General features: G+C 48.5%; 17 protein-coding genes. 15 read left to right on the top strand and 2 right to left on the bottom strand.

Annotated elements, in window-relative coordinates; translation table 11 throughout:
- Positions 1 to 173: 173 nt before the first annotated feature.
- A complete protein-coding gene (locus H8730_RS15775) occupies positions 174 to 1,202 on the bottom strand; it encodes a LacI family DNA-binding transcriptional regulator (RefSeq protein ID WP_249290156.1) in 1,029 nt (342 codons plus the stop codon).
- Positions 1,203 to 1,674: 472 nt separating this feature from the next.
- Between H8730_RS15775 and H8730_RS15770 the strand changes: the two genes are divergently transcribed.
- The 15 genes from H8730_RS15770 to H8730_RS15705 all read left to right on the top strand — a co-directional run bounded on the left by H8730_RS15770 (position 1,675) and on the right by H8730_RS15705 (position 24,434).
- Positions 1,675 to 3,396, top strand: a complete 1,722-nt coding sequence (locus H8730_RS15770) for an extracellular solute-binding protein (RefSeq protein ID WP_249290155.1) — start codon at positions 1,675 to 1,677, stop codon at positions 3,394 to 3,396.
- Positions 3,397 to 3,486: 90 nt separating this feature from the next.
- Positions 3,487 to 4,422 (top strand): ABC transporter permease, encoded by a 936-nt coding sequence (locus H8730_RS15765; protein ID WP_249290154.1) that lies wholly within the window; start codon positions 3,487 to 3,489, stop codon positions 4,420 to 4,422.
- A gap of 23 nt (positions 4,423 to 4,445) precedes the next feature.
- Positions 4,446 to 5,327, top strand: a complete 882-nt coding sequence (locus H8730_RS15760; RefSeq protein WP_177720212.1) for a carbohydrate ABC transporter permease — start codon at positions 4,446 to 4,448, stop codon at positions 5,325 to 5,327.
- Positions 5,324 to 7,696, top strand: a complete 2,373-nt coding sequence (locus H8730_RS15755) for a GH36-type glycosyl hydrolase domain-containing protein (protein ID WP_177720211.1) — start codon at positions 5,324 to 5,326, stop codon at positions 7,694 to 7,696. The genes H8730_RS15760 and H8730_RS15755 overlap by 4 nt, the downstream gene beginning before the upstream one ends.
- A 795-nt stretch (positions 7,697 to 8,491) precedes the next feature.
- The gene (pyrH, locus tag H8730_RS15750; RefSeq protein WP_177720210.1) at positions 8,492 to 9,190 is read left to right on the top strand and encodes a UMP kinase; all 699 of its coding nucleotides are present in this window, start codon (positions 8,492 to 8,494) and stop codon (positions 9,188 to 9,190) included.
- Positions 9,191 to 9,217: 27 nt separating this feature from the next.
- Complete coding sequence (frr, locus tag H8730_RS15745) at positions 9,218 to 9,775, top strand: ribosome recycling factor (RefSeq protein ID WP_249290153.1); 558 nt, start codon at positions 9,218 to 9,220, stop codon at positions 9,773 to 9,775.
- Positions 9,776 to 9,845: 70 nt separating this feature from the next.
- Positions 9,846 to 10,559 carry a polyprenyl diphosphate synthase gene (uppS, locus tag H8730_RS15740; protein WP_177720209.1) on the top strand — a complete coding sequence of 238 codons (714 nt, stop codon included), beginning with the start codon at positions 9,846 to 9,848 and terminating at the stop codon, positions 10,557 to 10,559.
- A 38-nt stretch (positions 10,560 to 10,597) separates the two neighbouring features.
- The gene (locus tag H8730_RS15735; RefSeq protein WP_177720208.1) at positions 10,598 to 11,425 is read left to right on the top strand and encodes a phosphatidate cytidylyltransferase; all 828 of its coding nucleotides are present in this window, start codon (positions 10,598 to 10,600) and stop codon (positions 11,423 to 11,425) included.
- An 18-nt stretch (positions 11,426 to 11,443) separates the two neighbouring features.
- On the top strand, positions 11,444 to 12,610 hold the full coding sequence (dxr, locus tag H8730_RS15730; RefSeq protein WP_177720207.1) for a 1-deoxy-D-xylulose-5-phosphate reductoisomerase: 1,167 nt from the start codon (positions 11,444 to 11,446) through the stop codon (positions 12,608 to 12,610).
- Complete coding sequence (locus H8730_RS15725; RefSeq protein WP_177720206.1) at positions 12,597 to 13,688, top strand: site-2 protease family protein; 1,092 nt, start codon at positions 12,597 to 12,599, stop codon at positions 13,686 to 13,688. Before dxr ends, H8730_RS15725 begins: the two co-directional genes overlap by 14 nt.
- Before the next feature lie 21 nt (positions 13,689 to 13,709).
- The gene (gene ispG / locus H8730_RS15720; protein ID WP_346726592.1) at positions 13,710 to 14,777 is read left to right on the top strand and encodes a flavodoxin-dependent (E)-4-hydroxy-3-methylbut-2-enyl-diphosphate synthase; all 1,068 of its coding nucleotides are present in this window, start codon (positions 13,710 to 13,712) and stop codon (positions 14,775 to 14,777) included.
- A 17-nt stretch (positions 14,778 to 14,794) separates the two neighbouring features.
- Positions 14,795 to 19,510: a PolC-type DNA polymerase III gene (locus tag H8730_RS15715; RefSeq protein WP_177720205.1), complete on the top strand. Its 4,716-nt coding sequence runs from the start codon at positions 14,795 to 14,797 to the stop codon at positions 19,508 to 19,510.
- Positions 19,511 to 19,808: 298 nt separating this feature from the next.
- The gene (locus H8730_RS18120) at positions 19,809 to 20,018 is read left to right on the top strand and encodes an acyl carrier protein (RefSeq protein ID WP_430385393.1); all 210 of its coding nucleotides are present in this window, start codon (positions 19,809 to 19,811) and stop codon (positions 20,016 to 20,018) included.
- 1,103 nt (positions 20,019 to 21,121) lie between these two features.
- Positions 21,122 to 22,795, top strand: a complete 1,674-nt coding sequence (locus H8730_RS15710) for an ABC transporter ATP-binding protein (RefSeq protein ID WP_177720203.1) — start codon at positions 21,122 to 21,124, stop codon at positions 22,793 to 22,795.
- Positions 22,788 to 24,434: an ABC transporter ATP-binding protein gene (locus H8730_RS15705; RefSeq protein WP_177720202.1), complete on the top strand. Its 1,647-nt coding sequence runs from the start codon at positions 22,788 to 22,790 to the stop codon at positions 24,432 to 24,434. Before H8730_RS15710 ends, H8730_RS15705 begins: the two co-directional genes overlap by 8 nt.
- Before the next feature lie 60 nt (positions 24,435 to 24,494).
- On the opposite strand, the gene H8730_RS15700 is transcribed toward H8730_RS15705, so the two are convergent.
- Positions 24,495 to 25,049: DUF4368 domain-containing protein (locus tag H8730_RS15700; protein WP_249290152.1), on the bottom strand; the 555-nt coding region annotated here is incomplete at its 5' end.

The following is a 25,049-nucleotide window of genomic DNA, read 5'->3' as shown; positions in this document are numbered from 1 at the left end:
GACTACTACACCGCAAGGTGCGTTACCTGTTAAGTTGATTGAACCGCCGTGTACCGAACGGTACGCACGGTGGTGTGAGAGGTCGGTAGGCGAAATAATCGCCTACCTCCTACTCGATTTCTCTATTTTAGGGGGGATCGATATCACACCAGCGGGGGCACCGTTTTTGATCTTTACTGTAGCGCGCGGACAGAATCGCGGACGATCAAGGTTCCCGGGAGCCCGATGTGAACAATTCGGTAGGGGTCTGTCTGAAGCTCGATCAGGCGCTCAACCGCTAGCATCCCCATGAGTTTGCGATTAACCCGAATGGTGGTTAAGCTGGGGGCTATGGTCTGGGAGATGGGGATATCGTCGTACCCGATAACGGAGATGTCGCCGGGCACCGTCAGTCCCTTTTGCTGTAGGAGGCTGATCAGTGCGACAGCGATCCGGTCTCCGGCACAAAACCAGGCGGTTGGATAGGTCGCAATGGTATTGAGATACCGCTCAAGCACATTGGCTGTATCCAGCAATTCAAACCGGTCGCTGGCGCCGACGATATGAAATTCGGGCCGGTTGGCGACGCCCCGCTGCATGAGTGCTTGTTGAAAGCCGCACCAGCGCTCAAACACACTTTGCGCAGCGTTAATAGGACCTACGAAGCCGATTTCCTGATGCCCACTGTCGATCAGATACGACACAGCCGTATAGGCGCCATTAAAATTCGAGGACCCCACAGAATTGACGGGAACACTGTGATAGGTAATATCGACGGTGACGATAGGAAAGCCTAGACTGTACAATTTCTTTAGGTATTCCTCATTCAAGATGCCAATCACGAGAAAGCCACACATGTTCATTTCCGCAGGAATGGCCGGCGGCGTCAGATTCTTTTCCGCTTTGGAGGAAACGCCGGAGTTGATGGAAAGATACCCTCGCTTTTTGGCTTCCCGCTCAATAGACCAAAAGATATCGGAGTAAAAAAAGGTATCATTTTGCAAGTATTCAGGAACGACGACGACGATACAATTGGTCTTGATATCCGTTCGGGCAGAAAAATGCCGGTAATCCAGTTCGGAAGCGGTTTCTAAAATTCGTTTGCGGAGTTCATCGCTGACTCCCGCCCTGTTATTTAACGCGAGCGATACAGAGTTTTTCGAGATTCCAAGACGCTTTGCGATATCATCCATTGTCGTTCGTTTACCATTTTGTATAGCCATGTTGTATCCCCTGTCCTATTTTTATATTATTATAGGATAGCAATATAAATTTGTCAAGTGATCTGTCAAGCGATTTGCTCTATAATTTAAAATCAATAATATTGCACCATCTCGTTGCAATGCGAATTAGGACAAGCGAAAATTAGTCAAGTTAAAATTCAAGCAAAAATCAAGTTTAAATCAAGGGAATAGTGTATAAGAATATAAAATATTGTATAAAAATAATCTAAAAGAAAAAATAAAATGGGTATAATGACACGACCAACCTTTATATATGTAGATCTGGTGAATTTTGGTGTTCAAGAAAAATCATAGGATTTTTAAAAGTAATACTTGACAAAGTAAAGTATTTATATTATTCTATTTATGGATAAAATGATACGGCATATCCAACAATAACTTGACAGAATGGAGCTGTCAAGCGCCCGACTGGAAAGGTAGCGGGACACCAATTTAAAAGGAGGAGTAAGTTGTGAAAAAGTTGTCAAAAGTAATGGCCCTGTTGTTATCAGCGGCGTTGGTTCTCAGCAGCTGTAGTTCCAACGGAAAACAGACGGATTCATCTTCGACGGATCATTCGAGTTCCAATTCCGTGAGCAATAGCACGGCGGATTCTTCAGAGCCCGAAGTAACGGATCCGATGGCTAAGTACGATGAGGTAGTGACAGTCAAGTTAGTTGGGACCGAGAACGCAGCTCAGGACTATGACGGATACACCACGGACAACAGCCCATGGACGGAGATGCTTCTCGATGAGCTCAATATCAAAGTGGAGTACATGTGGCTGTCCGCCGAGTATGACACGAAGCTGAATCTTGCCATTGCGAGTAAGGAGATACCCGACATCATTCGCACGAGCAATTATACGCAGTTCAACTCTCTTGCGAGGAACGAAATGTTGGCAGACCTGACGGATCTATTTGACACATATTTGGATGATCATTACAAGGAATACCTCAGCCAAGCAAATCCTGATTATTACGAGTATGGCTCCTATGATGGCAAATTATTGGGTGTGAGCTCGTCGGGCCCCGGCTATAACAATGCCCGCATTGTCATGATCCGGGAGGATTGGATGGAAGAACTGAATCTGCCGGCTCCCGAATCTATAGAGGATGTTATCGATATCGGCAAAGCTTTTGTTGACGCTGGCAAAGCAACATACGCGCTTCCTCTCAACAAAGACATAGCGGTCACAAGCGATATGTGCGATATTGTCGGAGTCGCCAATGCCTTTGGTGCCTATCCCAAGATCTGGGTTGAGGATGGCAATGGCGGTATCCAGTACGGGTCTGTCCAAGAGGAGATGAAAGCTGCGCTGAAGGCGTATGCGGATCTGTACAAGGATGGATACATTGACCCGGCCTTTGCGTCGCTGGATGGCGGTAAGGTAGCGGAACAGCTGACAGCCAATCAGATCGGCATCGTCATAGGCGCATTCTGGCTCATTACATGGCCGTTAAACAGCACCTTCGAGGCGGATGGAGTTAACTGGCGCAGCTACCCGGTGTCAGGGTCGGAGACCTTAGGAACCGGAGTCAAGGAACAGGTCAAGGCTCCTACTGGATCGATGCTCTGTGTCAATGCCGATTACGATCATCCAGAGGCGATGTTTAAAATTTTGACGGCCGTTTCGGATCGCCTGGAAGATACAGACGAGGAAGTGCAGAAGACATTCCATTCCTATGTAAAGGATGACGGAAATACGGTCAATATTCATATGCTGAACCCATTGGGTGCGTATTTTAATGATCCACGAACCAATCTGAACACCAATCCCCATGTCACCGACGCGGTGGATAATAATGACGAGTCTTACTTGATTTCCGCTCATGACAAATCGACCTATCAGAAAGTCATAGACTATCAGGCGGCGGTAGAGGCGGGCACAAAGCCGGCCACCGCGGACTGGATGTATTACACGCTCTTCTATGGTCCCAACTCCTCTTACGGTATCCTGAATTCCTATATGGATAACGATATGTATCTTGTCGACGCTCTGGGTGGCTATGTCTCCCCGACTATGGATACTCAGTGGGGAAACCTGACCATGCTGGAAGATCAATACTTTGTGGAACTCATCTCCGGAAACAAAGATTTGGATGCTGGATTTGATGAATTCGTAAAGGCCTGGCAGAATGCCGGCGGAACGACGATAGTAGAAGAGGTCAACGACTGGTATAAGAGCCGATAATGATATGGACGACTTTGTGTCCTGCGCCAACCGGCGCAGGACGCATTTAAAAGATGGTGTCTGCCATATACGGAGAAGGAGGTAAATTGTGTGAAGCAGCATGAACCGGCGTTGGCCCCCAAGAAAAAATCAAAGTTTGCCCGGGTTGACAAATCGCTCTATCTGATGCTGATTCCGGGAGCCGTCATCCTGATTATCTATAGTTATATACCAATTTTTGGCCTGCAGATTGCCTTTAAGGATTTTGACATTGCAAAGGGAATCTGGGGTTCGCCGTGGGTGGGCCTGGATAATTTTAAATATATCTTTTTTTCCTATCCCGGTTTTGGCAAGGTTGTGTTCAACACGGTCTACATCGCAGTATTAAAAATGATCTTTCGGTACATTACGCCGATCATTGTCGCGCTGTTGCTGAACGAAGTGATGCACATTAAGTTCAAGCGGACGGTACAGACGTTAATCTATCTTCCCCATTTCATTTCCTGGATCGTCATCTGTGGCCTTATGATCTCCATTCTGTCTCCCACCGACGGAGCGGTGAATGAAATTCTAAAGGCTGTAGGCCTGAAGCCAGTGTACTTCCTGGGAAATAAGTCCACCTTCCGGCCGGTGCTCATCATTTCCGATGTGTGGAAGGAATTTGGGTACGGTACCATTATCTATATGGCGGCTCTTACCTCCATTGATCCGTCGCTCTATGAGGCGGCGACCATTGACCGGGCAAACCGGTTCCAGAAGGTCCTCTATATCACCCTTCCCGGCATTGCGCCTATCGCCGTCCTAGTTGGTATCCTGGGCCTTGGAAGTCTTCTGTCCGCAGGGTTTGATCAGATCTTCAACCTGTACAATCCTCTGGTCTATGATGTGGCAGACGTGTTGGATACCTTTACCTACCGCATGGGGATTCTAAATGCGCAGTATGACCTATCCACGGCGGTAAGTTTTGTCACCTCCTTCACCAATGCGGGGTTGGTTCTGATCTCATACTTTATAGCCTATAAAGTTGCGGGCTATCGGCCATTTTAGTCGAAGGAAAGGGGTTTTGCATAATGAAAATTAAAAAATCTCCAGGTGAAAAGGCCTTCGATGTATTCAATTATGTTATATTGGCGATTTTAGCGCTGCTGTGCGTTGTGCCGTTTATTCATCTGCTGGCTCTATCTTTCAGTTCAGCGGCAGCGGCGAACGCGGGGAAAGTGGGTCTGTGGCCGGTTCAACCGACACTGGCATCCTACCAGTACGCTTTTCAGACGCCCAATTTTGTTCGGGCTTTTGGCATTACAGTGCTGAGGGTTGTTCTGGGGGTATCTCTGAATCTAATTTTGCTGGTCTTGACGGCGTATCCTCTGTCCAAGAGGAACGATGAACTGCCGGGCCGGACGTGGATCTCCTGGTTTTTTATCATTCCAATGTTTATTGGAGGCGGCCTGATTCCCACCTATCTAGTGGTCAGCGCTACACATCTGAACAATACGATTTTTGCATTGATCATCCCTGGCGCTGTATCCGTTTATAATGTAATGATTCTGCTCAATTTCTTCCGGCAAACGCCTAAAGAACTGGAAGAATCGGCTCGCATGGATGGTGCCAGTCAGATCATCTGCCTGGTTAAGATCTATCTCCCTCTGGCTGTTCCCTGTCTAGCGACCCTGTTTGTCTTTTGCACAGTGGGGCATTGGAATGAATGGTTCAGCGGCATGATCTATATGAGCTCTGTTAGGAATTACCCTTTGATGACCTACCTACAGAAGGTTATCTCCCAGACTAATTCCCTGACAGATCCGTCGCAGATCGAGCTGATGGCGAAGATTAGCTCCAAGACATTCCAGGCGGCTCAGATCATTATTGCCACCCTGCCGATTCTTGTGGTGTATCCCTTTATGCAGCGATATTTTGTTCAGGGGATGACGCTGGGGGCGATGAAGGGATGAAACATCCATATGGGTATTTTAATGAATCGGGGACGGAATTTCATGTAACCAATCCGGAGACGCCCCGGGCTTTTGATAATTTTTTGTGGAACCGCTCTCTTTTTTCCAATGTTCAGCAGACAGGGGTTGGCTATTGCGATTACCAGATTGGGGATCGGGAGGCGGTCCAACTGTTGACGGGAAACGGAAGAGTGTGTGATTTTGATATATTTGGCCGCGATTCACTCATGAGCCGTCTGCTTTACATACGGGACAATGAGACGGCGGAGTACTGGAATGTCAACTGGGAGCCGGTGCGGGCGCCCTATGATCACTATGAGTGTATCCATGGCATGGGATATACGAGGATCGAAACGTCTGTGAAGAAAATTGGAGCTTCGTATCGAATTTTTGTCCCGGCAGGACAGGATCCGGTGGAGCTTTGGAGCCTGACAGTGCGTAACGAAGGAGAGACTGCCAGGAACCTTTCCATTTTTATATACAATCAGTTCCAATTTCGCTATAAATGGGGATTTGACAGTTATGGAGATATGCTCTTCCGCTCTTCTGAATACCGGCGGGAGGATAATGCGGTCGTGGCGAGCAAGCACCCCCATGTCCGCCCCCATGACTATCTTGTTGGATTTTTGACATCGGATATGCCTATGACAGCATGGGATGGGACGAGATCCGCTTTCGTCGGAACATATGGCACTCTCCGGGAGCCGAAGGCCGTCGTTGAAGGGCATTGCTCCAACACGCCAGGGTCATCGGATGCCACCATCGGCGCTGCGCAGTACGACATTCTGCTGGAACCCGGAGAAGAGAGGGCGCTCTCTCTCATTCTGGGTGTAACAGATCATCCCGAACATATTCGGGAAGTTCGGGATCGATACCTTGGCAAATTTGAGCAGTATTTCCATGCGCTGCAAAATGAAAAGCAGACGATGGCCGATGCCTTCACCGTTCAGACGCCTGATGCACATCTGAATCGGATGTTTAACTATTGGGTCAAGGAGCAGGCTATGTTTGGCGCTGCGTGGTGCCGTTGGGGATGGAATGGCTACCGGGACATTGTACAACACGGTTTTGGCGTTTCTTCCATTGATCCGAACCGAAGCCGGGAGATTCTGCTAGAAGCGGTCCAATACCAGTATGCTAGTGGGTTGGCCTTGCGTGGGTGGAATCCGGTGGATACGAAAGCTTATTCGGATAGCGCCCTCTGGCTCGTCTTTACTTTAGTTCATTATCTTCGAGAAACCGATGATCAGTCGATCTTGTGGCAGAGCGTGCCTTTCTATGATGGTGGAGAGGCAACGCTGCTCGTCCACATCGAGCGCGCCTTAAATTTTTTGGAGGAGCATAAGGGGGCCCACGGTCTATGCCTGATAAAATATGGAGATTGGAACGATTCTCTTACTGCTGTGGGGAAAGATGGCCGTGGCGAGAGTGTTTGGCTTACAGAAGCGTATGGTGAGGCCTTGCAGCGTATGGCAGGCCTTATGGATCACTTAGGCGACGACTCTAAGGCGGCGGAATACCGCAGCCGTTTTGAGAATGTAAAAACGGCCGTTAACGAGTCATCTTGGGATGGCGCTTGGTATGTTCGATGTTTTGACGATGAAGGAGCTGCCGTTGGGTCCAGCCGTTGTCGGGAAGGCAAGATATTTAGCGAGTCTCAGGCTTGGGCCTTGATCGCTGGAATTGCAACGCCAGAAAGGGCACAGGTACTTCTTGACTCTTGTGTTGAGCAGCTCCAGACGCCGCAGGGATTTAAGTTGTTGGCGCCGACTTTCACACAGTTGGATGATCATGTGGGACGCATCAGTTCTATGGAACCCGGCATCTGTGAAAACGGAACGATTTACTCCCATATCAATATCTGGCTGATTTTAGGGATGATTCGATATGGCCGTCCGGAAGAAGCATATGACGCATTTTGCCGTTTCACCGCTGGCTATCTGGAGGGGGAGGCGAATCATAAGCATCTGAATCCACCGTATATCTATGCAAACTGTTACTATGGCCCTGATCACAAAAATAGCGCCTGGCTCATGGAATTCGCTTGGATTACAGGGTCGATCTCCTGGATTTTAAATGTGATGATGAACGATTTTCTTGGCATCCTTCCGGATTATGACGGTTTACTCATTCAGCCGTGTATCCCTCGTTATTGGAAAGAGTATCGCGTGGTTCGCCGGTTCCGAGGAGCGAAGTATCAGATTATGGTGAAAAATCCAGATGGTCAGCACGAAGGCGTGGTCTCTCTGACGGTGGACGGAAAGACTGTGAAAGGAAACAAAGTTCCCCTTTTTGAGGACGGTTTCCACACGGTGATCGCCCAGCTAGGCAGGTATGAGGATAATTCGAACGTTTTATCGGGGAGGTAAGAGCAAGGTTATCGCGTTATCCTTCCCTTAAGAAGCTAGCACTACAAGAGATGGTACAGGATCGGTGAGACCGTCAAAGCGTCCGTTGCAGGGCGCTTTGTCAGTCTGTGGTAAAAATCCACAAGGGGCGTAGTTGCCGTATAAGCTGTCTTGATTAGTCACGCTATAAAGTTATATTGAACCGCCGTATGCCAAAGAAATGAAAGACTTTTGCTGCAGAAGTGTCACGGCGTCACAGATGGCGGCGTTTTTTTGTTGCCTTCGCTAAAGGAACAGAAAACGACAATACCGATGGATAATGGGCGAAACAGAAAAATAAGAAAGCCAGCCGCTAAAGGAAGAGAGCAGCAAACAAAAGGGATGGGAAGACAGCCGGAACCGGCAATACCGATAGCGACGGAATCTAAGCGGACAGGGAGGATTGGGGGGCGAAACAGAAAAATAAGAAAGCCAGCCGCTAAAGGAAGAGGGCAGCAAACAAAAGGAATGGGAAGACAGTCGAAAACCGACAATACCGGAAGCGACGGAATCTAAGCGGACAGGGAGGATTGGGGGCAAAACAGAAAAATAAAGAAGCCAGCCGCTAAAGGAAGAGAGCAGCAAACAAAAGGAATGGGAAGACAGCCGGAAGCGACGGAATCTAAGCGGACAGGAAGAATTGGCGGCGAAACAGCCACTAAATGAGGAAAACGTTCTCGAAACGCGGAAAAGCCGGAAATTTGCCAGAAGAGTTGCTATTTTGCTTTCTTTGTGTTATAATGGCAAACTGAGGAACTTGGATAAGGGAGTGTTACAATGAAGTATAAACGGATTTTATTGAAGCTCAGCGGCGAGGCGTTGTCGGGCGGAAAAGGATTCGGATTTGATGAAGAGACGGTTCGTCAGACGGCGGCTCAGGTTAAGAGAGCCGCAGATTTAGGGGTTGAGATCGGAATTGTCATCGGAGCCGGCAATTTTTGGCGGGGTAGAAGTTCGGACGAGATGGATCGGGTCAAGGCGGACCAGATCGGGATGCTGGCGACGGCGATGAATTGTCTCTACGCATCCGAGATCTTTCGCGGAGAAGGAATGCAGACGGCGGTCTACGCCCCATATCCCATCGGACTCTATACGGAGACCTTCCATAAGGATAAAGTTGTCGAAAAATTAAAAGAGGGGGTCATTGTCTTTTACGCTGGCGGAACAGGTCACCCATTTTTTTCCACAGACATGGCGGCGGCTCTTCGCGCGGTGGAGACAGATTGCGACGGAATTCTCATGGCAAAGAGCATTGACGGCGTATATGACGACGATCCCAAGAAAAATTCCGACGCAAAGAAATATGACCACCTCACCTATGAGGAAATATTGGCTAAAGGTCTGATGGTTATGGATCTTCCGGCGGCAGGATTATGTCTTGAGAATAAAATGCCAACAAAACTATTTGCATTGCAGGAAAAAGATAGTATAATAAGAGTAGTGCAGGGTGAGGCGATCGGCACCACCATCGAATAAGTATCCCAATGAAAAGGAGGCTGTTTTATGCCAAACAAGGACATGGAAACGTTTCAAGATCGGATGGAAAAGACGATTCAAAATCTGGAAGAAGAGTTCAATACAATCCGCGTAGGCCGCGCCAATCCCCATATTCTAGATAAGATTACGGTGGACTATTATGGGACGCCTACACCTCTGCAACAGGTAGGAAATATCTCTGTGCCGGAGGCTAGAATGCTGTTGATCCAGCCGTGGGACTCCAGCTTGATCAAGGAGATTGAGAAGGCGATTCAGGCATCGGACGTGGGGATCAACCCTAGCAACGATGGGAAGGTCATTCGCCTTGTATTTCCGGAGTTGACAGAAGAAAAGCGCAAGGAAGAGAGCAAAGAAGTCAAGAAGAAGGGCGAGCAGGCCAAGGTTGCGATTCGAAATATCCGCCGGGATGCGATGGATTTTTTCAAGAAAGAGCGCAAGGAAAATGCTATCACAGAGGATGATCAGAAGGATCTGGAGGAAAAATTACAGAAGATGACCGACGAGTATATCAAAAAGGTCGACAAGCGAATCGACGCCAAGATCAAGGAAGTCATGTCAGTATAAGAGTACTGCGGAGGGGCCGCCTCGTTTTGAGGAGAGAAGCGGCCCCTTCTATGTTATAATGGAGGCAAGGATGAACGTACAGGATTTAGACTCGGAGCGCATTCCTCGCCATGTCGCTATCATTCTAGATGGCAATGGACGGTGGGCAAAGCAGCGCGGTAAAACGAGACAGCAAGGCCATTTGGCGGGCGCTGACAATGTGGAGACCATATCGGATGCGCTGATTGATATGGGCGTCAAATATTTTACAGTGTATGCATTTTCCACGGAAAACTGGAAACGTGCGGAGGATGAGGTACAGTATCTGATGGGACTTCTCAAGCGTTATTTGATTCAAAACCGCAAGGATGCCATCCGCAGAAAGATTCGCATACGCGTGTTGGGAGATATCTCGCGTCTGTCGCCGGATCTGCGCAAACTGATCCAATCCATTGAAGAGGATACGAAGGATTTCACCAATTTCAATCTTCAGTTCGCCATCAACTATGGAGGCCGGGATGAGATTCTGCGCGCAACAAAACGGATTCTAGCGGAAGGAAAGCTGACAGAGGATCAGTTGACAGAGGATATATTTTCCTCCTATCTCGATACAAGTGGGATTCCAGACCCGGATCTCATGATTCGGACAAGCGGGGAACTTCGAATCAGCAATTTTCTGCTCTGGCAGCTGGCCTACAGTGAATTCTATTTTACTCAAAAATTTTGGCCGGATTTTACGGTTTCGGATTTAGAGGCAGCGATTGTAGACTATGCTTCCAGAGAACGGCGCTTTGGAGGGCGATAGCCAATGAATGCCGCAACTGCGGCAGCATGGAGGTATCTATGGGGACGAGAATTGTAAGCGGCATTGTACTGCTTATTCTTTTGATTGGATTGCTTTACGCCGGCGGACCGGTTTTGTTGACCGCGATGCTGGTCATCAGCTTGATTGGACTCTATGAATTTTACCGGGCGCTGTCAAACCAACATAAGCCGTTTCAGATCATAGGATTGGCGGCTGCCATTCTCTATTACGGAGTTCTCTTGTTTCGGGAAGAGTGGGTGCGCGATGGCAACTTCGGACTTTTTTTCTTCATCGGTTTGTTTTGGATTTTGATGGTGCTTGCCGTTTTTTCTTATCCGGAGAGGCGAACGGAGGATGTGGCGCTGACTTTTGCCGGAGTGCTGTATGTTCCAGTTCTGTTTTCCTTTGTGTACTTTTTGCGTCAGAGTCAGGATGGAATGCTGTATGCCCCCTATATTTTTTGGGCAGCCTGGGGGAGTGACACCTGCGCATATTTTGTGGGCAGAGCGCTGGGACGGCATAAGTTGGTTCCGAAGCTCAGCCCCAAAAAGACCGTGGAGGGGGCGATTGGCGGCGTCGTTGGAGCGCTGGCCATCTGCCTGTTGTACGGAGGATTGATCCATTCCTATGTGGAAGCAAGCCTGCGCACGGTGTTGGTGACATCGGCGATCATTGGTTTGTTTGGCAGCGTGTTGGGGCAGGTGGGAGATCTTTTTTCATCGTCGGTAAAACGGTTTATGGGCGTCAAAGATTTTGGAAAGCTGATCCCTGGTCACGGGGGAATCCTTGACCGTTTTGATAGCGTATTGCTGACCGCGCCTGTCGTTGTGATGGCCATTAATATTGTTGCGCATTTTGGCATATAATCAAGGGAGGGCGATGGGGTGAAAAATATCGTACTGCTCGGGTCCACAGGTTCCATCGGCACCCAGACGTTGGACGTTATCGAGAAAAACCCTGGATTAGGCAGAATCTGCGCATTGGCCGCCAGAGGGAGCCAGCTGGATCTCTTTGCAGAACAAATTCGAAAATATCGTCCGTCCATTGCTGTTGTATACGAGGAAGAGGCCTATTGGAAGCTGAAGCAACGACTTTCTGACGTTCCAACACGGCTTCTATGGGGAATGCAGGGCCTTTTGGAGGCGGTTTCCATGGAAGAGGCGGAACTCGTTGTCACAGCGCTGGTGGGCATGATAGGTCTTGAGCCGACGGTCCGGGCGATCCAGTGCGGCAAGGATATTGCCTTGGCCAACAAGGAAACCCTGGTGTGCGCAGGTGAGCTTATCATGAAATTGGCAAGACAAAAGAGGGTCGCCATGCTACCGGTGGACAGTGAACACGGTGCGATCTTTCAGTGTCTAGATCAGAAGCCGGCTGCTGCGGTTTCCTCCATCATTTTGACGGCTTCGGGAGGCCCTTTTCGGGGAAAAAAACAGGAAGATCTGAGGGCTATAACTCGGGAGGAGGCTTTACGGCATCCCAATTGGGTTATGGGACAGAAGATTACCATTGACAGCGCAACGCTGTTCAACAAGGGACTTGAAATGATCGAAGCCAGGTGGCTGTTTGACAAGCGACCGGAGCAGATCCAGGTGGTCGTTCATCCCCAAAGCATCGTCCACTCCATGGTGGAGTTCACGGACGGGTCTATTCTGGCCCAGATGGGCACGCCGGATATGAGGCTCCCCATCGAAGCCGCCATCGCGTATCCCAGCCGAGGGGGCCAGGTGGCGCCGCCACTGGAGCTGATCCATTGCCCACCGCTGACCTTTGAAGCGGTGGATGAAGAGACATTTCCGGCCGTCGCGCTGGCGCGGCACGCCATGAAGCGCGGGGGACTATTTCCAGCCGTTCTCAACGCGGCAAATGAAAAAGCGGTTGCCGAATTCTTGCAGCTGCGTATTGGATTCCTCGACATTTATCGCAGAGTGGAGGAAGCCCTCTCCGCCTTTGAGCGGTGTACGGTTCGACGTGATGCGTATACGTTGGAGGATGTACTGGACGTCGTAAGCTGGGTTGAAAGTTTTTGGAAAGCAGGTGACAGCCATTAGTATTATAATCGCAATTCTTGTCTTTGGTATTATCGTGTTGGTTCATGAATGGGGACACTTTATCGTCGCCAGACGCGTTGGAGTGATTGTACAGGAGTTTGCCATCGGGATGGGCCCGAAGCTCATCGGCCATACGTCAAAAAAAGGGACTCTGTACTCTCTCCGGCTTTTGCCTATCGGAGGCTATTGTAAAATGCTGGGAGAAGATGAGGCCGTGGACGAGGAGGGTTCCTATTCGTCAAAATCAGTACCGGCAAGAATGGCCATCGTGGCAGCGGGCCCTTTGATGAATTTTGTCTTGGCTTTTGTGATTCTTCTCTTTTTCTGTGGAATCTATGGATATACCACGACCTATGTCAATGAGGTGGAGGCGGATTATCCGGCAGCCGCGGCCGGATTAGAGTCGGGGGACCGTTTTCTATCGATCAACGGGCATCGCGTCCACCTGTTCAACAAGATCTCATATCTCTTGTCGGAATATCAGGAGGGCGATACCGTAACAGCCGTAGTGGAAAAGCCGGATGGCACGAAAAAGGAACTGGAGTTCAAACCGAAATATGATGAGGCGCAAGGGCGGTACCGCATGGGATTTTCCGCCAAAACCAGTGGAGGAAATCTTTCGGATGTGCTAAAGAGCGAGGGAATCGGCGCGCTGCCCTCCTATCTGGGCGGGATGATCAGCAATAGCTTCTGGACCCTATGTTTTGATGTGGAACTTACGGTGCGCGGGTTTGTCCAGCTGATCACAGGGCAGGTGGGAGCGGACGCGGTAGCTGGCCCCATCGGAATCGTGACCATCATCGGCGATTCCTATGAGCAGGGACTGGCCTACGGCTTTACAACCGCTTTGTATAATGTATTTAGCATGATCGTACTGCTCAGCGTCAATTTGGGCGCACTCAATCTGTTTCCCATTCCGGCGCTGGATGGCAGTAGGCTTGTGTTCCACGCAATCGAGGGGATACGGCGAAAGCCAGTTAACCCCAAGGTGGAGAATGCCATCTATATGATTGGCTTTGTCTTGCTGATGATTCTTATGGTCGTCATCGCCTTCAGCGATATTCGAAAGCTGCTATAGGCCTGCGGAGGGAAGTTTACCGTGATTACCAATACGAAAACGAAAAAAATCCGGATCGGATCGCTCGCCATCGGTGGAGGCGAACCGATCCGGATTCAATCCATGACCAATACGAAAACCTATGATGTGGAGGCCACCGTCTCCCAGATTCAGAGGCTTGAGGAGGCGGGCTGTGAGATCGTTCGCGCCTCTGTGCCGGATATGGAATCTGCCGTCGCCTTGACAGAGATCAAGAAGCAGATCCAGATTCCATTGGTCGCGGACATCCATTTTGATTACCGGCTGGCCATCGCGGCGGTGGAACACGGCGCTGATAAGATCCGCATCAATCCGGGCAATATCGGAGACGCTCACCGCGTGCGGCAGGTCGTCGAAGCGTGTCGCGCCAGGGGAATCCCCATACGCGTCGGCGTCAACGCAGGCTCTCTGGAAAAAGACCTGTTGGCGAAGTACGGAGGTCCCACGGCGGAGGCGTTGGCGGAAAGTGCAATCAGGGGGGTGCACATTCTGGAGGAGGCCCATTTTGATACAATCGTCGTATCCATGAAGGCGTCGGATTTGACCGTGTGCACCAAGGCCTACGAGATATTTGCCGAGCACTGTGGATATCCGCTGCACATTGGAATCACAGAGGCGGGGCCTGTCTTTGACGGGGCTATAAAATCAGCCATGGGCTTGGGAATCCTGCTGAATCAAGGGATTGGCGATACACTGCGTGTCTCCCTGACGGGGGATCCGGTCCAGGAGGTGGCCGCGGCGAAAAAGATCCTGACTTTCGCGGGGCTGCGCAAATTTGGGGTCGAGATCATTTCCTGCCCCACCTGCGCCAGAACGTGCATCGATCTGATTTCGCTAGCCCAGCAGGCGCAGACAGCCCTTGCCCATATCCGCAAACCATTGAAAATCGCAATTATGGGTTGTGCTGTCAATGGGCCTGGCGAAGCGAGAGAGGCAGATCTAGGGATTGCCGGCGGCAGAGGCGAGGGACTTTTGTTCCGAAAGGGAGAGATTGTTCGAAAGGTACCTGAGGAGCGGCTGTTGGAAGCGCTGGTCGAGGAAGCGAATCAGATGTGCCAGGTATGGCAGTGATTGGTGGAGGATGTAAAGTGGAACAACAGGATAAGTCACTTTTAGAAGTATTTCCCGGCGCATTTGGGGATCCGGATCTGGCAGAGATGGCAGCACAGCTATCTGTCCGTCAGATCCGGATCTCAAAGGAGCAGCGGCGGGCGAACATATATGCCAGTGCGCACACATTCTATTCGCCATACTGGATAATGGATTTGAAAAAAACCATCTCCTCGCACCTGGACAATCGATTAAAGATCAATTTAAAAATACAGTATCCTTTTGAGGAGCCAATGGAACACGTGGAGGACTATTGGGAGGTCCTGCTGGAGAAGATTCGATTGGAACACCCCTTTCTGTACACCATGCTGCGGAGCGCATCGCTGAACATCACAGAGGACAAGCTGACGATCCACGTGAGTGAACCGGCCGTTTCGATTCTAGAAGGCAAAAAAATGGGCGCCTATATTGGGCGCTCCATCCAAGAGGAACTGGGCTTGACGCTGGCGATTCAGTTTCAAGGCCGGGAGCTGACGGAAGAAGAGCAGAGAGCCATGGAAGAAAACCGGGTCAAACGGGAGACGCAGCTGCTGCGAGAGATGGCGGAGCGCAGGGAAGAGGAGCCGCGAGACGCGGATACCAGCGAACCTCACGAGCCTCTCCCGTGGGAGGAGCAAGCTCCGCAGAAGGCGGAAGATCGGAATGCCGATCGGGTGCTGTTTGGAAAAGCCATAACGGGAACTCCCAAGGATATGTCTCTGTGCACAGAGGAAGCGAAGGGCGTTATATTGCGAGGGGATCTTACCTCCTATCAGACCCGAGAGATTAAAGGCGGCAAAATTATCTTGTCCATGAGCCTGACGGATTATAACGCAGCGATGACGGTGAAGGCCTTTGTGCCGGAGAAAGAGTTCCATGATGGGATTGAGCCGAATCTGGCAAAAGGACGGACGTTGACGGTGAAAGGCCGTGTCCAGGAGGATACCTTTCTGCATGAGATGGTGCTCATGGCCAATCATATAACGCTATGCTGCGCGCCGCTGGAGGTCGATGAGGAAAAGAAGAAGGCCCTGGATGCCATGATTGTCGGGCGGCCTTTTGAGGGCGAGCCAAGGCCACTTCGAAATATCGAGAACGTGGAGGGGGATGTCATTGTCCGCGGTGAGATTATCCTTCAAGAGGAAAAGGAAATCAAGTCCGGGAAGACATTGGTCCAGCTGGATATGACGGATTATACTGGCTCCATCACAGTGAAAGCTTTCATGGAAAAGGATGCATTCAAAGCCAAAAGCGGAGAACTGAAAAAGGGAAAAGCGATTCTCGTCAAAGGACATATGGAAGAAGATAGTTTTACCCACCAGCGGCTTTTGATGGCGGACGCTATGATCGGAACGAAGGAGACGGTCCGAAAATATCGGGTTGACACAGCCCAGAGAAAGCGGATTGAGCTCCACGCCCATACGCAGATTAGTGAAATGGATGCGGTTGACTCGCCAACAGCGCTGATTACCCAGGCTGCGAATTGGGGACATCCCGCCATTGCCATTACAGACCACGGCGTCGTCCAGGCATTTCCAGAGGCCATGGACGCGGCGGCGAAAACAGGGATCAAAGTCATATACGGAGTGGAAGCCTATCTTGTGGATGATTTGCAGGAGGCTGTCATTCGCGGGCGCGGCCAAGGATTTTCGGAGGAATACGTAGTTTTTGATATTGAGACCACCGGATTTAATAAGGAGAAGGACAGGATCATTGAGATCGGAGCGGTCAAAATACGCGAGGGCGCTATCCTTGATCGATTTAGCCGGTTTGTCAATCCGCAGATTCCCATTCCCGAGGAGATCACGGAGCTGACGTCCATAACGCAGGAGGATGTAGCGGATGCCGACCCCATCGATATCGTACTCCCACAGTTCCTGGAATGGGCTGGAGACGGCATTTTGACAGCACACAATGCGGCTTTTGACACAGGATTTATCGAGAGAAAAGCGTCCGAATTAGGTCTTTCCAAGATATCCAATACGATTTTGGATACCCTGGAGTTGAGCCGTGGCCTCTATGATTTAAAGCGCTTTACGCTGGATTCTGTTGCAAAGCATCTGGGGATCGAGTTGGAGAATCATCATCGAGCGGTGGATGACGCGGAGGCGACGGCGCAGATTTTGTTGAAGTGTTTTGGGGCGCTATCCGAACACTCCATCGACAATCTGGCCGGTGTCAACGAGTATATACACGAAAATACGGATGTGAAACGGTTGCGGGCACATCACGCCATTATATTGGTCAAAAATTTGGCAGGTCTGCGGAATCTATATGAGCTCGTTTCCATCGCGCATCTTAAGTATTTTTATCGTACCCCGCGGATACCCAAGAGCGAGTTTATACGCCTGCGGGAAGGACTTCTGATAGGCTCTGCCTGTGAAGCAGGCGAGTTGTATCAAGCGGTGTTGAACAACGATAGCCCGGAAAGTATTGAACGGCTTGTGAATTTCTATGACTATCTGGAGATTCAGCCGTTGGGAAACAATGAGTTCATGTTGCGCAACAAAACGGTGGCGAGCAAAGAGGAACTGATGGACATCAACCGGCGGATTGTGCAGCTTGGCGAGACCTACAATAAACCGGTTGTCGCCACATGTGACGTCCATTTCCTGGAACCCGAGGATGAAATCTACCGGCGGATCATCATGGCGGCAAAGCATTTCGATGATGCGGATCACCAGCCGCCTCTCTATTTCAGGACAACAGACGAAATGTTGGAGGAGTTCTCCTATTTCGGTGAGGCGAAGGCAACGGAGCTGGTCATTGACAATCCACTGAAAATCAGTGAGCAGATTGAAGTTATCAAGCCGATTCCCGATGGAACCTTTACGCCAGAAATTGAAGGTGCCAATGATGAGTTGGTTAGCATCACCCACGAGAAGGCGGAGTCCATGTACGGAAAGCCTCTGCCGGAGCCGGTGGAGCAGCGCCTGGAACGTGAGCTAAAATCGATTATCAAAAATGGATTTGCCAGTCTCTATATCATCGCACAGCGTCTGGTGTGGAAGTCTGTCGGCGACGGGTACCTGGTGGGGTCCAGAGGATCCGTTGGCTCCTCCTTTGTCGCCACCATGGCCGGCATTACGGAAGTCAACCCGCTCCCACCCCACTATTACTGTAAGAAATGCCAATACAGCGAATTTGAATCCGCCGAGATTGAAGCGACCAAAGGAAAATCAGGGTTTGACCTGCCCGACAAAGTCTGTCCCAACTGTGGGGAGATGTTGACGAAAGATGGGCAGGAGATCCCTTTTGAGACGTTTCTAGGATTTGATGGCGATAAAGAGCCCGATATCGATCTAAACTTTTCTGGAGAATATCAGCCGAGGGCTCATGCATTTACCGAAGAGCTCTTTGGTCAGGGGCATGTATTCAGGGCAGGGACCATGGGAAGTCTGGCGGAAAAGACGGCCTATGGATTCGTGAAAAAATATTTGGATGAGCACAATAAACATGTGAACAGTGCGGAGGTCAGCCGCTTGGTGGCGGGCTGTACAGGGGTCAAGAGGACGACCGGTCAGCACCCAGGAGGCCAGATGGTCGTCCCAAAGGGGTACAGCATCTATCAATTCTGCCCGGTACAGCACCCTGCAAATGACACAGAAACGGATATCATCACGACGCACTTTGACTATCACCAGCTCCACGGAAGACTGCTAAAATTGGATATACTGGGGCATGATGATCCCACGATGATTCGGATGTTAGAGGATCTGACCGGTGTGAAGGCGACGGACATTCCCCTGGACGATAAAAAAGTTATGTCCTTATTTCTATCGACGGAGGCACTGGAGGTCACGCCGGAAGAAATCAACAGCCCGGTGGGTTCCTTCGGAATCCCGGAGTATGGGACGAATTTTGTCCGGCAGATGTTGGTGGATACGAAGCCCCAGAGCTTTTCCGATTTGGTTCGGATATCCGGTCTCTCCCACGGTACCGACGTGTGGAATAATAATGCGAAGGACCTGATCGGCTCCAAGACAGCGACCATCTCAGAGTGCATCTGCTGCCGGGACGATATTATGACATACCTGATCCACAAGGGAATGGAAAGCTTGCGCTCCTTCAAAATTATGGAGTCCGTCCGAAAGGGGAAAGGTCTGAAGCCGGAGGATGAGGCCGCTATGCGGGAGGCCAATGTCCCCGAGTGGTACATCGCCTCCTGTAAAAAGATTAAATACTTGTTTCCAAAGGCCCATGCGGCTGCCTACGTCACCATGTCCCTCAGGGTCGCGTACTATAAAGTCTATTATAAAGAAGCGTACTATGCGGCATTCTACACGGTGCGGGCCGACGGCTTTGATTACGAGCTTATGTGCATGGGAATCGAGCGGGCGCGAGAAGCCATCGACGAAATCGATGCCAAGGGAAAAGAGGCGACGGCGAAAGAGAAGGATGTGAAGACGATTTTGGAGCTGGTCGTGGAGATGTACTGCCGGCGCGTGGAATTTGAGCCCATGGATTTATATCGGTCTCACGGTACCCGATTCCAGATTACGGAGGACGGGAGACTTTTGCCGCCATTCAACGCACTGCAGGGCATGGGTGTCACGGCAGCCCAGAGTATCGAGGAGGCCAGACGTGATGGCCCCTTTACGACAATTGAAGACTTCCTGGCAAGGACAAAGGTCAGCCGGACTATTGCGGACACAATGAAAAAGTTGGGGGTCTTTGGAGATCTGCCCGAGACCGATCAGCTAAGCCTATTTTAGGCTGACGTCTGAGTGATAAGTTAACTTCCACTTGTAAAAGTAAATTGGGAGTACACTGATAGTTGTAGCCCTTGCGAGGATAGGATTCACAGTGCTGACAAAAATACCAGCATCGGAAAGCCATGTGACGATTGGTTCATAGTATCTGCCGGTATGCTCCATGTAGACTTTGGTTTCCCCGTCAAGGCTTCTGGTCTGGTTGTCTAACACATTGATGGCGGACTTTATGAGTGCTTTTACCATCAATACCAATAGCGTTCATAACGGATACTCCTATGAAAAGAAATAGCAATGGACAATACCAGTTTTACTCATTGCCTATTCAATCTACGAAGACAGAAAAAGATGTAGACGGAATGTCTATGATAACTTCTTCGAAATGGGAGGGGATTCGGTCATGCTTACCAAGATGCATGACCGGCTGGAAGAGAAATATCCTGGATTATTAAAAAGTTGCCGATTTATTCGACTATGTGAGCATACGGGGATTGGCGGTATTTATCGATGAGCGCGAATCAAAACGGGAGGGGGGCAAAAATCGGTCATCCATAGAGGAGATGAAAAGCGGGGATGACGATACGGATGAGCTATCATATTATCCATGTCCTCCTCACAGCTACGCGTTTATTATGATTATCGGATTGTAGAGGATAAATTCGTCTATAACATCCCTTTTATTAGTGATACCACCGGAATGACGGAAGGTGAAATCTGGGAAATCATGGAGAAAATCGTTGAACGGCATTAGATGCTAAGGCCGTGTTTTACGCTGCTTGAGAGGAAACTGATGCCGGGATAAGCAGTGGCTGTTGTTCGATGTGCATCATATTTTACTGGATGGGTCCACCAGTCTGCTGCAGGAAGAAATGTGACTCGTTTCAGAGAAGACCGAGCTGAAAAATGCATTCTACCAGTATGATCAGTATACCAATTTTGAAGAACAGTATTATCAATCAGAGGAGTATCAAGCGATACGAGAGTATTGGAAGACGCGCCTGTCGGGATTTGATATATCCGGCAAAGAATTTGCCTACGGAAATTTGCAGACAGCCTTATCGGAGGTAACAGCCTCGAATGTCGCGGTAGTATATGCCCGTAAGAATCAGACGACACAAGATTCGATTCTGTTGGTTTCCCTTTATCTGGCACTTCATAGTATTTACGCCAATTGATTTATATGAAATGGAAGCTAAAGGAAATTGGAATATCCACTATAAAACGAATCATTTTACCCATGATGTCATGATAATTGGCTATGACGATCTCTCTCGGGGATTTTGTATCCTGGATACGGATAATCGGCATTGCTTTGAACGAAATGCATAGAACAGGGAATGGTCAATGAATTATTCAGCAATCTCTCTTTATCGACAAATTTAAAATATGTCCAGTATTATCAGATGAAAGAATTCTATCCAAGTTGTGATAATATTATTATAAAACGCAAAGAAATATTGGACATAATATATTAAAAACATTATTTATCAAGTATACCATAACTCATGATGAATTAATTAAAAGAAATATAGAGATACATTTCCAAGAATTGAAAAACCTAGAAGAACTATGTAACAATCAATTCTATACTTTAATCGATCGTGAGGTGATACAATGAAAATTCAGCAATTTATCCGCCAGATATATGGAAAGCGCATTAATATTGACAGTATGGGAATGCTGGTGTTGGCAGTAATCCTTGCCATTACGCAGTTTATGAGTGCGAGGTATCTGGGGCGCATAATAGATTCTGTCAGTTTAGGTCTTTCCTCTGTTATTTTCAACACCACCATAATTACGATTTCCGTACTGACCAGTTTTATCGCCGGGTGCCTGCTGTTTATACGCATGCAGAGTATGTCCATCAAGTTCACCAACCTTTTACATAAAAAAATGGCTGAGAAGCTATGCAAAGCGGAATATAAGACTTTGTCAGATATCAACGAGGGGGAACTCATGACGACCGCTGTCGACAATACCGGAGGTATCACAGGATGGTTTAACATCATTGTAGCACTGGGGCAAATACCCATCAAGATTGTCATTGTCTTTATCGCGATCATTAAGATACATTGGGTTCTGTTTCTGATTTGTATGGTTCTTTTTCCTCTGACTTTGCTGCCATCGTTGATCTTATCAAAAAAGATGTACAATTTGAACTTAGATGAACAAAAAGCGGTGGGAACCAATATCAATTTTATTAAGGAAACATTGAATTTTATTATTATACTCAAATCCTATTGTCTTGAAAACATATTCATAAAAAAAAATCGTGATCATCTCGATGAACTGGAGGTGGCTAGGCTTAAGAAAGCCAAGCGAGACCGGCTGATACAATCGTTTTCCCGCTGTATCGGCTATATCGCGAACCCTATTTTATTTACAATTGCGGGGTATCTCATTCTTCGGGGGAATATGACAATCGGCCAGATTATCTCTATCATGTTCTATATCGACATCGCGGGGGACGGCATCAACCTGTTAACTGGCATAGGGAACCAATATCAGACCGTCAGATCGTGTATGACACGAATTAAGTCACTGCTGGATATTCCTGACGAGCGTGTAACCGGAGTGGCATTGAGCCCGGTGGGGGAGGAGCCCGTTTTCGATATACGGAAGGTATCCTTTGCCTATCGGGAAGACAGAGTCCTACGAGAGGTTTCCATTCAAATTATGAAAGGTGATAAAGTAGCCATATTAGGAAAAAGCGGCAGTGGAAAGACCACCTTATTTAAATTGCTGAATGGTCTGTATACGCCGTGTGAGGGAGAGATTTTTTTTCAGGGACAAAATATTTCGAAGATGTCGATTGATGACCTGAGAAAGAATCTATCCGTCGTACCACAAGAATCGTTCATGTTTTCAGATACAATATATAACAATATATCGATAGCGAAACCCGGGGCTTCGGAAGAAGACGTGATACGAGCCTGCCGTTTAGCGGATATCCATGAATTTATTGAAACTTTGGACGACGGATACGAAACGGTGCTGAACAATGTGATTGACTCCATGTCAACCGGTCAGGTACAGCGTATTAATTTAGCACGGGCCTTTTTACGAGATGCGGATGTCTGGCTATTTGACGAGCCGACCTCCGCCTTAGATGCAAAAAGCCGCGACGCCATCATGGATTACATCGTAAACGGAACAGGGGATAAAACGGTAGTTTGTATTATCCACGAGCCGGAGTTGATCGCTCGCTTTGACCGGCAGCTCATCATTCGCGACGGACAAATAAACAGTGTGGAAAGGGATTCTGGTAGGGGTGAGATGAATGATTAGGCAATTGTTTGGATATATACGCAAGAGACCGTTTCTATGGATTATTGGATTGGTGATGCCGACTCTGACGTCTTTTGCCATCAATTTCGGATTTTCCGTCAGCCTGAATTATTATACGGCTGAGCTCACCCGAGAGGATGCAAGCTTTAGAAATATCCTCATCATCATGTCTGTTACCGCTGTCACACTGGTAACGGCGGTTATCATAGAAGATGTGTCTCGGTACATTTTTAGTGCCTTCGTAGTCAAAACGCAAAATGAAGTCAAACATGATATCTATAAAAGTGTGGTAAACACAAAATATTCACTGCTTAACAATGCAGACAGGGGGGAGTTCTACACCTACTACAACAGCGACTCTGAAATGATGGTCAATATTATTTCTGCCGATCTGTTCGCCATTTTGTTTCCCTTGGTACACGCCATCGGCTATTTCATCGCACTGTTTGCGATCAATGTCATTATTGGGGGGCTGGTATCGAGCCTAACCGTGGCAATTATCTTTTTAAACTGGGTATTTATAAACAAGTTTAAACAGCTGGAAAAAGAGACTCTCGCTGCCCGCGAAGATTTTGTCAGAATTACTGATACAGCGATCCGTGGTAAAATTACGGTTCGGCAACTTCAAATCGGAGACGCCATTGCCGGGCGTATCGTTGAAAAAGCCGATGGTATCTACCATATGGGGAAGAAGGGCATCCGTCTGAATTTATATAGGAAAGTAACGCTGGAATTTCTAGCTACGATATGTACCTCCCTCATAACGCCGATAGCCTGTATACTAGCGGCCACAAACAGTATCGAGCTAGCGTCTACTGTTATGATTGCGCAGATATGTAGGTTTATCATTATGCAAACAAATGGTCTGGGAACAGCCGTTCAGCAGTTAAGCATCCATATGGTGTCGTATAATCGCTTACAGAAGGTTCTGCAGCTGCCTAACGAATATGAACAGAAGGAGGAAATGGACCAGATAATATTGACCAATGAGGAAAAGACAGCGATTGTCTTTAGCAATTTTAGTGTTGCCTATAAAAACGAGAATTGGATTCTGAATGATGTCAATGCTGAGATCAAGAGCGGCGAAATAACGGCGCTTATCGGCCCTAGCGGCAGCGGGAAATCTAGTATAGTCAAGGCATTGATGGGACTAATCGATTATACAGGTGATATTCATATCTTTGGGATAGAAGCCCGAAGAATCAAACCGAAGGATTTGAGAAGCCATATTGCGTATTCGCCTGAGCACGGTCAACTGTTCGAAGAAAATTCAATTCTCGATAATTTGTTATACGTTGCCCCCGATAAAACAGACGAGGAGATTTTCGATGTATTGCACGACCTGTCATTAGGAGATTTGGATGTAAATCGAAATGCCAATACATTGTCCGGCGGTCAACGCCTGCGGGTGGCATTGGCCAGAGCCCTGTTAAAGGATTCCGAGATTGTTATTTTAGATGAACCGACATCTGCGCTGGACAGTGAATCGGAGTCAATCGTTTTACAGATTATGGACACTCTTAAGCAGCGCGGCAAAACTGTCATACTTATTTCCCATCGCAGATCCACTATACGAAATGCGGATAAGTATTTGATTATATCGGATACTCAACTATATCAATATGACACATATGAGTGATACGTATTAGGAAACTCGTCAAACGATAGTGGGAGCAACAAGCGGGAATTATCCCACCTGCTACAAGTCGCGGTTGATTTCCACATATTCCATGATACGGTGCAGTTCGTCGGCAAACTTAAACTTGATACTGATGTCGCCGCCTTCATACACCTTGATATAATCAACCAGTTCAATGAGAATTTCCCTTGTCAGCTTGTCGATGTTCTCGTACTTCTTGAAAGCGGTCAAAAATGGGTTTTCCTCGTCAATCCCGTTTTCCAGTTTGTCCCGCTCCGCTTTCAAGCTGTCGATTACCGCCATAGCCGTTTCGATTTGCTGTTCATAGTCCGCGCCCATGTGCCGGTAATCGTTATGGGTAATGTTGCCGTCTTTCCAGTCCTGATAAAGAGCTTGCTTGTACCGCATAATTCTGGCAAGCTCTTTTTCTTTCGCGCTGATCTGCTCATTCAGCCGCACAGACTGGCTTTTTTTCTGCGGCGCCGCGTTGATTTGGGCGATAATAGCGGAATAGTTGACCGCAAGGTGTACCTGCTGCCGGATTGCATATAGGGTAGCCGCCTCCAGCTTGGTACTTTTTATCGAGTGCATGGTGCAAGCCTTTTTCGATAGGCT

Origin of the sequence: Bianquea renquensis (assembly GCF_014384895.1) — a bacterium.
Taxonomy (GTDB): Bacteria; Bacillota; Clostridia; order Lachnospirales; family Bianqueaceae; genus Bianquea; species Bianquea renquensis.
Note: the sequence above shows the minus strand (reverse complement) of the source record. Positions and strands in the feature narration are given on the sequence as shown.

Excerpts from the sequence above, each read along its gene's own strand:
- H8730_RS15735 (WP_177720208.1), top strand. The coding sequence starts at position 10,598 with ATGGGGACGAGAATTGTAAGCGGCATTGTACTGCTTATTCTTTTGATT.
- H8730_RS15775 (WP_249290156.1), bottom strand. The coding sequence starts at position 1,202 with ATGGCTATACAAAATGGTAAACGAACGACAATGGATGATATCGCAAAG.
- H8730_RS15710 (WP_177720203.1), top strand. The coding sequence starts at position 21,122 with ATGAAAATTCAGCAATTTATCCGCCAGATATATGGAAAGCGCATTAAT.
- pyrH (WP_177720210.1), top strand. The coding sequence starts at position 8,492 with ATGAAGTATAAACGGATTTTATTGAAGCTCAGCGGCGAGGCGTTGTCG.
- frr (WP_249290153.1), top strand. The coding sequence starts at position 9,218 with ATGCCAAACAAGGACATGGAAACGTTTCAAGATCGGATGGAAAAGACG.
- H8730_RS15760 (WP_177720212.1), top strand. The coding sequence starts at position 4,446 with ATGAAAATTAAAAAATCTCCAGGTGAAAAGGCCTTCGATGTATTCAAT.
- H8730_RS15705 (WP_177720202.1), top strand. The coding sequence starts at position 22,788 with ATGATTAGGCAATTGTTTGGATATATACGCAAGAGACCGTTTCTATGG.
- uppS (WP_177720209.1), top strand. The coding sequence starts at position 9,846 with ATGAACGTACAGGATTTAGACTCGGAGCGCATTCCTCGCCATGTCGCT.
- H8730_RS15755 (WP_177720211.1), top strand. The coding sequence starts at position 5,324 with ATGAAACATCCATATGGGTATTTTAATGAATCGGGGACGGAATTTCAT.